The sequence below is a fragment of the Flavobacterium sp. 103 genome (assembly GCF_003096795.1).
Lineage (GTDB): Bacteria > Bacteroidota > Bacteroidia > Flavobacteriales > Flavobacteriaceae > Flavobacterium.
The window spans coordinates 578,073-591,062 of record NZ_QENX01000001.1 but is presented as its reverse complement, the minus strand read 5'-3'; the positions used below and the strand labels follow the sequence as shown (position 1 = coordinate 591,062).

The following is a 12,990-nucleotide window of genomic DNA, read 5'->3' as shown; positions in this document are numbered from 1 at the left end:
GATTTTTGATTTCGTATTTGTTTTGTTTACTGATTGAAATGATTTTTTGACATTATTTGTTATAAAAAGGGAGCTACTCTATTATTCCTTTTTCTTCCCATTTAGTTTTACTAAAATCGAAATCTTTGGGGAATTGAGTGATGTTATTTATTTGAAAAACACCTTTGCTAACAACTCTTTGAAGAACAATATCTATTAGGGTCGTACTGTTGGGTTGAATTGTTTTTTGTAATAAGTCTTCGTTGGCTTTAATTTCACAGGTTACAAATCGAACGAACCCTTCTTGTGGTCGAGGAATAATTTTTAACCCAATTTGGGTAATTCCCTCTGTCTTTTGTCTAAATTCATTTTTGGGCGCACCAACAATCAAGTCGTAGTTAAAATAATAAGTAATTATTTCCTTGTTTATTGAATTTTGTTGGCGATCGGCCACAAATCCAGGTGGGAAATCGTTGGGATTATTGTTTTGGCCCGCAGTAAGCAGTAGGTCAAAATCTGTAATGGGGTAACCCTCAGAATCGGTAATTCTAAAAATTACTTGCGAAAATCGATCATGAATAAAATGAGTATGGAAAAATAAAAATTCAGGTGCTGTTTCTATTAATTCATTTTTTTGAACGGTATTAGTTTCTAATTTAAATTGCTCTTTTAACTCATTGTATTTTTCAATAGAGTCAACGTTTATACATTTAAAAATAGAAGTTATGATTTCTTTACTTTTTGGATCCCTAGACTTACGTACACTATTCATAATTCCTTTTTCTGATCCAGAATGTGATTTTCCGGTTATAATTCTTAAAGGCACCTCGGGAGATTCCTTATATTCAATGATATCAAGTGTTGAGGAGATTTTGACTTCATTATTTTTGTTTTTTATTGCGTTTTGTTTTAACTGTATGTATCTAGAATTCAAATTTGCTGCCGCAGTTCTTACAACTCCGTCAGAGCCTAGTTCGCCTGTATAGGAGTTTAAGTGGTCATACAGTTTTCTGTCAATAGTTTGTCCGGTCAATACAAAGGGGAAAATACCCTGTTCTCCAATTTGATGTCCATCAGATAGAATCCACTTTTTATTTAATTCCCAAGAAGATTTACTGCCTAATTCAAGCCAGTTCAAAACTCTCTGACCAGGTTCGACTCCATCAAAGAACGATTTAATTCGGCTCAGTTTTGCTTTACCAAGTTGGGCTAGTGCTGATCCAAAATTGGCAGGAGCAAGCATAATTAAATGACTTATTTTAGTTGGACTATTATCATAAAAATAACTCCACCAATGACGCACTACTGGTCCGCCTGTAGAATGAGTTATGCATACAAAACTTTGAATTCCTCTAAGTTGTTCCTTAATTGCTGAATCGAGTCCCTTGGCAATATCATCCAGGCCAACCTCGTCGTGAAAGCTAATGTATCGACTTAAAAAAATATGTTGTATATCAATTTCTACACCGTTAGCAGCTGCTTCCAGTTGTAACCTTTCAGGCAATTCACCATAAGTGTTTAGATTTGTGACACTCCAGCCATGTATAAATACTAAAGTTTTTTTCATTTTTTTTAGTTAAAAGATTTCTTTTTAGGATATATCCCAAATGTTTTATTTTGTTTAAATTAATTGAAGTTAGAGGTCATCTAGAACTGTGGTTTTCAGATTAAAATTGAATTCGTTTTTTTGTCGAAGATGTTACCTTATAATGCTTGGTTTATGTATATTAATAAATTGACACTATTGGGAAAATTAGAAGACAGTTGGTTATAATACATTTAAATTTTGTCAAAATCTCTTTCATCCATAATAGAGTTAATTTGCATTTTTTATTTGACTTCCGTAAGATTATAGTTGTTTTTTAGCTTACTATATAAGTCCCTTCTTGGCTTATGAAGTTTTATCCATTGTTAAATTGTTACAAATTCACCGCTATTAGCATCATATTTCATCGAGAACTTGCCTATATCTGTTAATTTTTTTATTGTATTTCGTACTGTATTTATTCTGGTTTGATAATTAGTGTTGCCTATTGTACATAAGTTAGAAAAGGCTTTGTCGTAGTTTCCATTGGTGTTAATTGCCAGTGCAATACGGTCACTCGTGGCTCTTCCTTGGTGTCGAATATCACAAATCATTTGGCAGACATTTGCAGGAACATTGTTTAACCCATATCGTTTATTATAGGACTTCATATTTTCTTTATACATATCAATTGCTGTTTCAACTTGAGTTTTTCGATGATTGGGATCATTTGTGGCCCAGTGAACAAATCGTGCAGCACAAATTAATTCTTGATTTTCTATATCATTTAGTGTTGGATTGAGATAATCCATCAGTGCTTGTGAACTCGAATCATTTTCTAAAGGAGAAAGTACCCCACTGGAAGATTTATAAAAAATCCTGTTATTGGATAAAACTAATTTTGGGAAATAATCGGTTGCATTAGGTAATTGCAATAGCTTTCTGAAAAATTTTATAAAATCTCCATTTGGGACATGTGCGGCATACTGCATAAAGCTAAAAGTAAATTGCGCTCTATCATATGTATTCAAACATTTGAATGAACCTGAACTTTCTGCCATGGCAGTTGGATAGATAAAATAGGCCCAAAAACCATATTCTGCACTATAATCTTCCGGTTTATAGGCCAGTCCTGCAGTAACTGAAGTATTGAATAGTCCAACATTCCCTTCATATCTGGTTTTATTCCCAATATTGAATTTTGTTTCAGTTGAATTAATGCTTTGTGCATTGAAAGCTGTTCTTCCACTTGATGTTACTGCGCTAGTAATAGAAAAATCAATCGGCATAGTATTATTTTTTTAAAATTATGATGAATTTTTTTTTAACTAATTTTAATCTACTGATGATTAAAATGGAATGCAATTATAAATCTGGGGAAAATTATTTGTATGTAGTTGTAAGTTAGTTGCTTATGATTTTAATTTTAATAAAATATAAAATTAGTGCAAAAAAACAATAGGAAAAAGACTTAAGTCAATTATTGTTAAAGTTTTATTTATTGAACGGTTTTTTCGAGATAAAACTAAAGCTCAAAATAAATAGTGGTTATTACTTAGAATTATCTAGATTTTCATCTAATTTTGAAAAAATATATTTAAATACAATAAAATGACAAAATTACAAGTAAGAGCATTTCTATACAATCTAGGTTGCTTTGCCATATTGTTTATATCATTTCGTTATTTGGTAGAACAGTATACCAATCTTTCTGGATTTTGGATTCCAATGACGGCTTTTATAGCAGGAACGCTTTTGTCCCCAAAATTTCAAGCTGCCAAAACCAAAGACGGTGAAAAACTATTCATGTCTTGGTTATTTGTAAAAGGAATTAAAGAAATCGGATAATCGACTTAGACTAAAAAATAAAAGGAGTAAAACTGAATCGATAAACTCAGTTTTACTCCTTTTTTATTAAATTAAATTTTGACTTATTTCTTCTTTGGTGTTGTTTTTACAGGTACAACTTTCTTTTTGTAAATAGGGATAAAATAGGAAACGGTATAGTTAAAACCTGCTCCAAAATTACCATCATAAGTTCTGTTGAATCCTGGGATATAAAGGTTCTCAAAGTTACCAGGCTCAGAATTTGTTACCAATACTTTCAATTGTAAACTAAAGCCAACATAAATATTGTTGAAGACTTTTACGTTTACTCCAGCAGCGACTTCAGCCCAACTAGCTGTTAATCCATCGTATTTTTTTCCGGAATCTATCAATCCCGATTGTCCAAAATAAGGATGTGGATTATAGATAAGATAGTTATTTAATTGTTCGTTAAATGTACTAAAACCATAACGTACACCTAGCGTAATAAGGTTTTCCATATCCAGCCAATTGGTGTATGCATTATAATCAAAACCTACTTTAAGATAAGAGCCTTTGGTTGTGGTGCTCAATAATGGATCTTCGACTGTGACTTCTTCACTACCAATTTCTCCGTACAAATAGTATTTTTTGGTCAATCGATAATCTGCGGTAAATCCAATTCCATTGTAATTAGAATCATAAATAGAGCGTGCAATTTTGTTTATATCAGCACCAACAATCAAACCATAGCGATCTGTTTTGGGTTTTATGGTGTCTGTTGCTGCAGCTTCGAGTTTTTTTTCTGGATTCTTTTTTGTTGGTGTAACATTTTTAGTTTCCGTTATTTTTACATCTTGCTCCGTACTTGTTGTGGTAGTCGTTTTTTCTTGTGCCTGTACAAATAACAGTGACAACAAAAAGCAAATACTAAAAGAATATTTTAATAATTGTTTCATTTTCGGATGTTATGTTATTTTTTGCGACTATTACATAGTGAATCCACATTTCGTCGGCAGGTGTTGTATCTGATAGTACGAAAGGGTTTACTGAATCCAGATCATAAATGGTCTTAAAACCGCAAGCTCTAGATACATATTTACTTTCTCTGGTATATTTAAATTCTAGGTTGTCTGTATTCACCAAGAGAGGATTTTTATTGCCGGAATTTAGAATAAATTTATACTTTACAATATCGGCATCTGTATTCAATGGGAGCAGTATACTGTCCGCACTTGTTAAATACTTAGCTTCATCAATTCCAGACGGATTAAAAACCACTCCTTCGGTTTTTCCTTCACCGATAACTTTTAAATTCGTCACGTTTTTTCTAACTGAAGGATTCGAAATATCGAAAAATTGGATAAGCATTCTTGGGGTGGTGGGTGTACTTGGATCACAAATATCATCTGGTTCGCAACTGGAAGAGGCGAAACCAAGAATCATTAAAAATGCAATTATTTTTTTCATATTTATTTTCTTCCCCTTTAGGGGTTAAGGGGTGAGGCTTATCGTTTTTCCAAAAGTACAACATTTTCAACATGATGCGTTTGCGGGAACATATCCACTGGTCGCACTCGTGTTACTTTGTATTTTTCGTCCATTAAAGCCAAATCTCTAGCTTGTGTAGCCGAGTTGCAACTTACATAAACAACTTTTTCAGGAGCAATTTTCATAATTTGTTCAATTACGTCTTTGTGCATACCATCTCTTGGTGGGTCAGTAATAATTACGTCAGGATGTCCGTGCTGTGCTATGAAAGCATCATTGAAAACAACTTTCATATCTCCCACAAAGAACTCACAATTAGTGATTTCATTGCGTACAGCATTGGCTTTTGCATCTTTAATGGCGTCTGGAACACTTTCTACTCCAATAACTTTTTTAGCTTTTTTGGATACGAATTGCGCAATAGTTCCAGTTCCGGTATATAAATCATAAACAATTTCATTACCGGTAAGACCAGCAAAATCACGAGTTATTTTGTATAATTCGTATGCCTGATCCGAGTTGGTTTGGTAAAAAGATTTAGCATTAATACTAAATTTTAATCCTTCCATTTCTTCAAGGATATAATCTCTTCCTTTATATAATTTTATGTCGGTATCATATAAAGTGTCGTTTGCTTTATTGTTAACGACATATTGTAAAGAAGTGATTTGAGGGAATTTCTCGTAAAGATGATCAAGGATTAATTCTCTTTTGGCTTTGTCATTTTCAAAAAACTGAATCAAAACCATGATTTCTCCAGTTGAAGCCGTTCTCAGCATCAAAGTTCTTAGTAAACCTTCATGGGCTCTAGGATTAAAGAAAGTTAAACCATGCTCATTGGCAAAGGCGCGAACTTCATTACGAATTGCATTCGAAGGATCTTCCTGTAAATGACATTTGTTGATGTCCAAGATTTTGTCCCACATTTTTGGAATATGGAAACCAAGGGCATTTCGGTTACCTAAATCTTCTTCGCTTCCGATTTCATCTTCGGTCAACCAACGGCTGTTCGAAAACGAAAATTCCATTTTATTTCTATAAAAAAACTGTTTTTCAGAACCCAAAATTGGCTCAAATTCAGGAAGTTCAATTTTGCCAATGCGTTGCAAATGATTTTTTACCTCATTTTGTTTAAAGATCAACTGTTGACTGTATTTCATATTTTGCCACTTGCATCCGCCACAAACACCAAAATGTTCGCAAATTGGATCCACACGATGCTCCGATAATTCATGAAAATGAACCGCTTTCCCTTCATAGTAAGCCTTGCGCTTCTTGAAAGTTTGCACATCAACAACATCCCCGGGAACAACATTTGGGATAAAAACTACTTTTCCATCGGGAGCTTTTGCCACCGAAACGCCTTTTGCACCAGCATCAAGGACTTTTATTTGATGAAAGACAACTTTGTCTGTATTTTTCTTAGCCATAGCGCAAAAATAAGGCTTTGGATTTATTTTTGGATTTTAATTCTGATTTTTTTTAATAAATGGTATAATTATCCAATGCCCGCAACCATTTACTCAAATTCATCCTTCCAGTCTTTGGTCGAAATTGCCGAAGCTTTATTTTCCGAGTTCATCGTTACCCTCATTTCCTTATTTGCTTTAGTATATTCAAAAAGAGCCTTAAATCGAAACACATTTGTATTGTCGGTTTTGTTTGGAACCATTTCCACGAATTCAAGATCTTTGAAAAGACCATATTTTAGGCTGTATTTTACGCAAATTTTTTTGATGTTCTCGGGTGTGGATTTGGCAATAACCTTATCTGTGGCTTCACTTTGTGTAAAAGGCTTGAATTTAATGTCATTACAGGTCATCAAAACTCTTTTCCCTAACTCGTAAGCTTTGTTTTTTTGCGCTTCATCGGCAGTGTTCATTTCTGTCGGTTCAACACTTTTTCCTATTTGTTTCCCATTTACGGTTTTAGTTTTACATCCTATCAACAAGAAAACACAGCCTATTATAATTACGTTCTTCATACTATTATAAGTTTCTATAAGAACGTAAGTTAGCGAATTAAAGTATAGTTTTCTCTTTATTAGAGCCTAATCCCGCTTTTCGCTTTAAATTCTCGTCTTAGAAGTAACATCACTAAGCCTGGAAATGAGCTTCCGTTGGTCGCTCTTTCTGGGCAAGTGTTATAATACTTCCAGAACGTTCTGGTATTACAGTTGGTTTGGGACTAAATTAAGCCCATTATTGGATTTGCAATATCATCCCAAATACAAAACCAACTTTCCATTAAGCAAATTACCCAAATCTGCTGTAGTTGTTGCTGGTAGTTTTTTATTTGGTTTGTATTATTTTCACTCCATCATAATAGTCGCCATTTTGCATACTTATAACTAGAATTCTTTCAGAATTAGTATTGTTTTGGTTTAATGTAATAATAATTTTTTTTCCGTCTTCTTTGCGTTCAACTTGGAAATCAGAATTTGTAATGACAAAATTTTTAGAAAGTTTGTCAACATTTATCAAATCAATATTATTATTGTTAAAAGAAATGCCACTTAACCACCAAGATGTAGATTCGGTTGTAATAGTAATAGAATTCTTATTGGGATTTAGAGTTGCTGTCTTTTGAGATAATTTAATATTGTCATCCCATTTTCCTATAGGATCCTCATTTTCACTAGTGCTGCAAGAAATCATAAAAATTCCAATCAAAGTAAGAAATCCATAAATGATAATTTTTTTCATAATATTTTGTTTTTTATTGTTTTTAAGGAATTCGGCTTTAAAATCGCCTAAAAATCAAGTATTTACGCTGTAATCGGAGGCAGGGGATGTATGGAGAGATTTGGGATTTAAAAATATTAAGAGGCTTAATGTCGAGAATTAATTAGTTTCTAGCTAATCCTTAATTATCCAAATCAGAGTATACCAATGTTGGTTTTCCATTAACGCAATCTACTCCAGTTGGAGGCAGTATTATTTCACACGTAGACATGATTCCCCATTTTTTATTAAAGGTTGCTTGTGCATTGGTATAGTTTTCTACTTTTTTTAGAAACTCAGGAACATTAATTTTTAAGGAATACGTAATATATCCTGTTGAACCTCCACATGCTTTTGAACCAATAGCCGCAAAAGACCATTCTGCTGGGTTAGTACATGGAGTGGTATTAGCCATGGAGGCCGAAATGATTTCATCATACATTTTCGTTATATTCTTAGTTTCTGTTTCTTTTGTGGATGAATCATCATTATTGCAACTGAATAAGAATATACTAAACGCGATAAATAAAAACTTTATATTTTTCATAATTGTTTGTTTGATAAATAGATGGCTATTTAAATGAAAGGTTGCGTCAATTTTGAAAATAATAATTTAAATATTGCCATTGAAATTGCTATTGAAATTATTTTCCATCACTCAATAACAGTGATAGAGATTTAAGACTTTCTGTTCGGTCTGCTATTAGTTTTAAAATGCTAATAAATGGAATGAATAAAATCATCCCCGCAGTTCCCCATAGAATGCCTCCTGCAATGACCATAATCAGAATTACGAGTGTATTAATTTTCAAGCGGCTCCCTACAGCGTATGGAAATATAATATAAGCTTCCAGTACTTGCACCAGCGAAAAGACTAAGATAACTCCAATAGGGTACCAAATGGAATTAAAAGTGATCCAAGCTACTGTAATTGGTAACAGCGACGAAACCATAATGCCCACATAAGGTATAAAGGTAAGTACAGAAGCGGTAAACCCAAAAAGGAATGGATAGGGAATGCCGATAATAAGAAGTCCAATGCTATTCAAAAGCCCGACTATTACATAAACTACGAGCATCCCTTTTATAAATTTGTAGTATTCATGAATAGTTTCAAAGATAATTTCGCGAATCATTTCTTTTTTGTCCAGAGGAAAAATATGGTATAATGCCTCAACTAACAATTGACGATAAAATAATATCAGTGCCGAAAAAATGGGAACTATTAAAAGATAAAATAGTGATTCCGAGAAAGAATAGACAGCGTTTTTAAGGAAAGTGAATATTTGTGAACCTGAATTGTTTAGCGTGTTTTTTATGTAGATCATTTGTTTTTCTTCGTTTACTCCAAATTGATTGGTTAAAAACACACTCAGTTGGTTAATGGTCTCTTCTAATTTTGTTTCCAAAGTTTGCCATTCATTTGAAAATTCTAAAATTTGTGAGAAAAGGAGAAATAGTATGATAGTAAATAAAAGCGCTACTGCAATTAAGGAAAGTCCAATCGCTACATTAAAGTTTACTCCTTTTTGTTCCATCCATTTGCAAACAGGATAAAGTATAAAACTGATAAGTAAAGCAAAGCTCAACGGAATGAATAAAGATTTTCCAAAATACAAAATTACCAATGTAATGAACAGATACTGAAAAACTTCCAAAGCATTAGTTTTTTTAGAAAAATCGGGTGGAATGGGTATCATATTAGACTGAATTTGACTGTTGCTGTTTCTTCTTCTATTAAATTTTATTGATTATAAAGTATGTAAATAACTGATTTACAAGTTACAAAATATTTTGGAGACAGAATTATTTGTTGCTATTCATTATTAAATTTTCGTTAAAAAAGATGTTTTTAAAAATGTATTTTTCATTTAAAACCTAAATTTGAGTAAACTAAAAAGACTATTATCATGAAAAGAAATGCAACCGCAGTTTGGAATGGCTCCCTGATGGAAGGCGCCGGTAAATTAACGACACAAAGTACAACTTTAGAAAACACCCAATATTCATTTAAATCTCGATTTGCCGAAGGCGTAGGCACTAATCCGGAAGAACTGGTTGCGGCGGCACATGCAGGTTGCTTTACGATGCAACTAACGGCTTTTATTGGCGAAACCACTGCGGTAATTGATAGTATAGAAACAAAATGCGCTATTAATTTAGTCGACGGAACTATTATCGGTTCACACTTAATCGTGAATGCTAAAATAAGTGGTATTTCAAACGAAACGTTTCAAGAATTAGTTACTAAAGCGGAAAAGAATTGCCCGATTTCAAAACTATTCAATACCGAAATTACTTCAGCAGCGACTTTGGTTTAGTCATTTAACAAAAATATCAAAAGGTTCGGTTTACTGTTTAACCGAACCTTTTGTTGTTTTATATAATTCCTTGATTTTAAAAAGTCTTACCCTTTCTTTTTAATCCATTCGTAATTGACGATGGATAAAAAGTAGAAAAAACTATCTGCTGTTATTTTTCCTAAAATAATTCCGATGAAATAACTGCCTGTTAATATTGGCATCCAATACATACAAAACGGGCGGATAAAAAAGAAATCCAAAGCAGCAGGATAACCAAATTCGAGAAATAAATTCCGAATTAAGTACATGATTCCCTTTAGAGTTGTTTTTTCATTGTGAAGTTTATGTGTTTTGTATGACCTATAAATCATAACTCCATAAAAAGCAAAATATTCGGCAAACGTAATCAAATACGCTGTTGTCAATCCGCTAAAAATCCTGCTGAATTGTGATGCAATCAAAGCGGCGCTAGTGGCTGCCAATTCGGAGTATTTATAACGATCAAACCATTCTTTAAAATTTGCTTTATTGAACATTTTGTGTTTTTTTGAAAATTAGAATTAAGCTACTAGCTTTAAACCTTTCTTGTAAAAAGTTTGTTTTTGGCTAATGCCAATAAAGTAATGATAAGAATGATAAAGTAAATGGTGGTGAATACACTCTTTACAACAGTAAAGAAACTTGTGGTTTGAACTTGTAATGTGCTAATATTGGGATAATCTTTCAGCATATTTATAATTCCAATGTTTTCTCCATAATCGAATAAACCAGATAATAGAGGGAGTAAACACAAATAGAATAATGAACTTTCAAGTTTTCCTAATTTGTTTAAAAAATAAGCGAGTATCAAACAGGAACTAATTCCAAAAAGGAAAGGATAAATCAAATCTAATGGGAGCTGATGGTACAAGTACGAATCTCTACCAGTAGTTCCCAAAGTGTTAAAAAGTGTGCTGACATATTGAACATCATAACCGGTTGGCATCATATCCAAGATTTTCATGTCTCCAGAAAATTTCATTATCTCAGGAATCGTTATTATAAGCATAATACCATACACGGTATTACAAAGTATAAATAACAATAATACAGTTTTACCTTTTATATTTCGTTTGATACATTCTCTCATAGACTATTTGGATAGATTACCAAAGCTGATGCACTTGTGGTTTGATATACTGCTCGTAAATGGCATTCATTGCAGAAATTTTTTCTGGAGTCAGTTTAGGTATATCATATAAAGAAAGATTAGATAAAACATGGCTTTGTTTTGATGCTCCCGGAATAATACAGCTGATTTCGTTAAAACTCAGAATCCATTGCAGGGCAATAGGAGCTAAGTTAGTAGCTTCTGGAAAAAGTGCTTTTAAGGCTTCAACGGCTTTTAATCCCAACTCATAATTAATTCCGGAGAACGTTTCTCCTTTGTCGAAAGCCGCTCCTTCACGATTGAAATTTCTATGGTCCTGTTCACCAAAAGTGGTTTTGGAATCAAATAATCCGGTCAATAATCCGCTGGCCAGTGGCACTCTTGCAATAATTCCGATGTCCTTTTTTTGTGCTTCTTTGAAAAACAATTCAGAAGGACGTTGACGAAAAAGATTAAATATAATCTGAACTGTCGTTACATTAGAGTATTCAATAGCTTTTAAGGCTTCTTCGACTTTTTCTACACTGACGCCCAAATTTAAAATCTTCCCTTGTTCTTTTAAGCGGTCGAACATTTCAAAAATTTCCGGACGGTAAAATACTTGGTTTGGTGGGCAGTGTAACTGAATAAGATCTAGTGTTTCCAATCCCATTCTTTTCAAACTGTCTTCAACGTATTTTTGCAATACTTTGGGTTGATAGCCTTCATTTACATGCGGATTGATCTGTCTACCACATTTTGTCGCGATATAAATGCGTTCTGAACGGGAACGAACCACTCTTCCCACGGCTGTTTCGCTCAATCCATTTTCGTAAACATCGGCAGTGTCAATAAAATTCACACCCTTATCAATGGCGGTATTGATTAATTCGTCTGCGGTTTTATCATTAAAGGGAGAACCCCATTTTCCGCCTACTTGCCAAGTGCCAAGTGCTATTTCTGAAATATTGAAATTGGTTTTTCCTAGTTTACGATAGTTCATTTTTTTATTTTTAAGTTTCTAAGAAGCTAAGTTTCTGAGATTTTTTCTAATTTTTTTAGGATGTTTATTTCTAAATTATTGAGATTTAAAAGTTTTAAAGAAAAACTTAGATGCTTAGTGTCTCAGGAACTTAGAAACTTTTCTTAGTCAAATAAATCAGAAGATAAATAACGGTCTCCACGGTCGCAGACGATGGCGACAACCACACCCGATTCGAGTTGATTGGCAATTTTTACGGCTACAGCCACCGATCCTCCGCTGCTCATACCTGCAAAAATGCCTTCTTCCTTGGCAAGTCTTTTTGTCATTTCGCGGGCTTCTTTTTCGCTGACATCAATTGTGGTATCTACTTTTGAGGCATCAAAAATCTTAGGTAAATATTCTTTTGGCCATTTTCTAATACCCGGAATTTGTGAACCTTCGCTAGGCTGTGCCCCAATGATTTGAATCTTTGGATTTTTCTCTTTCAAGTAAGTTGAAGTTCCTATAATCGTTCCTGTAGTCCCCATTGCCGAGACAAAATGGGTAACGGTTCCGTCTGTATCATTCCATATTTCGGGTCCCGTAGTTTTATAATGGGCCTTCCAGTTGTCATTATTGGCAAACTGATTTAGCATTACATAGCCGCCTTCGGCTACTTTTTTATCCGCGTAATCCCTAGAGCCAATTATCCCTAAACTTGCTGGAGTCTGGATAACTGTCGCACCATAAGCCTCCATCGTTTGAGTGCGCTCGATAGTTGAATCTTCGGGTAATACCAACTCGATTTCTATATTGAATAATTGGGCTATCATGGCCAAAGCAATTCCGGTGTTGCCGCTTGTTGCTTCAATTAATTTGTCTCCTTTTTTGATATCTCCTCTTTCAATGGCTGATGCAATCATATTGTAGGCCGCGCGGTCTTTTACACTTCCTCCAGGATTATCACCTTCAAGTTTCAATAAAAGTTTTACGTTTTTGTTTGCAACTAAACGGGTTGTTTCTACCAATGGGGTATTCCCGATTAATTCTACTAATTTATAGGTTTTCAT

15 protein-coding genes are annotated in these 12,990 nt (G+C 33.6%); 2 read left to right on the top strand and 13 right to left on the bottom strand.

The features are described 5' to 3' along the window. Positions 1 to 73: 73 nt before the first annotated feature. Entirely contained in the window at positions 74 to 1,546 is a 1,473-nt protein-coding gene (locus tag C8C85_RS02375; protein ID WP_116795643.1) for an esterase/lipase family protein, read from the bottom strand. A gap of 344 nt (positions 1,547 to 1,890) precedes the next feature. Continuing rightward, positions 1,891 to 2,793 (bottom strand): hypothetical protein, encoded by a 903-nt coding sequence (locus tag C8C85_RS02370; protein WP_116795642.1) that lies wholly within the window; start codon positions 2,791 to 2,793, stop codon positions 1,891 to 1,893. Positions 2,794 to 3,115: 322 nt separating this feature from the next. On the opposite strand from C8C85_RS02370, the gene C8C85_RS02365 reads away from it, so the two are divergent. Next, positions 3,116 to 3,352 (top strand): hypothetical protein, encoded by a 237-nt coding sequence (locus tag C8C85_RS02365; protein ID WP_111409186.1) that lies wholly within the window; start codon positions 3,116 to 3,118, stop codon positions 3,350 to 3,352. 83 nt (positions 3,353 to 3,435) lie between these two features. Here the strand turns inward: C8C85_RS02365 and C8C85_RS02360 are convergent, their stop codons facing one another. The 7 genes from C8C85_RS02360 to C8C85_RS02330 form a co-directional block, all read right to left on the bottom strand. Further along, positions 3,436 to 4,269 carry a DUF6048 family protein gene (locus C8C85_RS02360; protein WP_116795641.1) on the bottom strand — a complete coding sequence of 278 codons (834 nt, stop codon included), beginning with the start codon at positions 4,267 to 4,269 and terminating at the stop codon, positions 3,436 to 3,438. Beyond that, positions 4,241 to 4,756, bottom strand: coding sequence for a DUF6452 family protein (locus C8C85_RS02355; RefSeq protein WP_243412031.1), 516 nt, complete (start codon positions 4,754 to 4,756; stop codon positions 4,241 to 4,243). Before C8C85_RS02355 ends, C8C85_RS02360 begins: the two co-directional genes overlap by 29 nt. Before the next feature lie 62 nt (positions 4,757 to 4,818). Then, positions 4,819 to 6,231 carry a 23S rRNA (uracil(1939)-C(5))-methyltransferase RlmD gene (gene rlmD / locus C8C85_RS02350; RefSeq protein WP_116795639.1) on the bottom strand — a complete coding sequence of 471 codons (1,413 nt, stop codon included), beginning with the start codon at positions 6,229 to 6,231 and terminating at the stop codon, positions 4,819 to 4,821. Between the two features lie 89 nt (positions 6,232 to 6,320). Next, on the bottom strand, positions 6,321 to 6,785 hold the full coding sequence (locus C8C85_RS02345) for a hypothetical protein (RefSeq protein ID WP_116795638.1): 465 nt from the start codon (positions 6,783 to 6,785) through the stop codon (positions 6,321 to 6,323). A 307-nt stretch (positions 6,786 to 7,092) separates the two neighbouring features. Continuing rightward, a complete protein-coding gene (locus C8C85_RS02340) occupies positions 7,093 to 7,506 on the bottom strand; it encodes a hypothetical protein (protein ID WP_116795637.1) in 414 nt (137 codons plus the stop codon). A gap of 160 nt (positions 7,507 to 7,666) precedes the next feature. Beyond that, positions 7,667 to 8,071 carry a hypothetical protein gene (locus C8C85_RS02335; protein ID WP_116795636.1) on the bottom strand — a complete coding sequence of 135 codons (405 nt, stop codon included), beginning with the start codon at positions 8,069 to 8,071 and terminating at the stop codon, positions 7,667 to 7,669. Between the two features lie 97 nt (positions 8,072 to 8,168). Beyond that, positions 8,169 to 9,224, bottom strand: coding sequence for an AI-2E family transporter (locus C8C85_RS02330; protein WP_116795635.1), 1,056 nt, complete (start codon positions 9,222 to 9,224; stop codon positions 8,169 to 8,171). 210 nt (positions 9,225 to 9,434) lie between these two features. Here C8C85_RS02330 and C8C85_RS02325 point away from each other — a divergent pair, with 210 nt between their 5' ends. Beyond that, the gene (locus C8C85_RS02325) at positions 9,435 to 9,845 is read left to right on the top strand and encodes an OsmC family peroxiredoxin (RefSeq protein WP_116795634.1); all 411 of its coding nucleotides are present in this window, start codon (positions 9,435 to 9,437) and stop codon (positions 9,843 to 9,845) included. An 86-nt stretch (positions 9,846 to 9,931) separates the two neighbouring features. Here C8C85_RS02325 and C8C85_RS02320 read toward each other — a convergent pair whose 3' ends face one another. The 4 genes from C8C85_RS02320 to cysM form a co-directional block, all read right to left on the bottom strand. Further along, entirely contained in the window at positions 9,932 to 10,363 is a 432-nt protein-coding gene (locus tag C8C85_RS02320) for a hypothetical protein (protein WP_116795633.1), read from the bottom strand. 38 nt (positions 10,364 to 10,401) lie between these two features. Further along, the gene (locus C8C85_RS02315) at positions 10,402 to 10,956 is read right to left on the bottom strand and encodes a hypothetical protein (protein WP_116795632.1); all 555 of its coding nucleotides are present in this window, start codon (positions 10,954 to 10,956) and stop codon (positions 10,402 to 10,404) included. A 16-nt stretch (positions 10,957 to 10,972) separates the two neighbouring features. Beyond that, positions 10,973 to 11,959 (bottom strand): aldo/keto reductase, encoded by a 987-nt coding sequence (locus C8C85_RS02310; protein ID WP_116795631.1) that lies wholly within the window; start codon positions 11,957 to 11,959, stop codon positions 10,973 to 10,975. Positions 11,960 to 12,102: 143 nt separating this feature from the next. Then, complete coding sequence (gene cysM / locus C8C85_RS02305; RefSeq protein WP_116795630.1) at positions 12,103 to 12,990, bottom strand: cysteine synthase CysM; 888 nt, start codon at positions 12,988 to 12,990, stop codon at positions 12,103 to 12,105.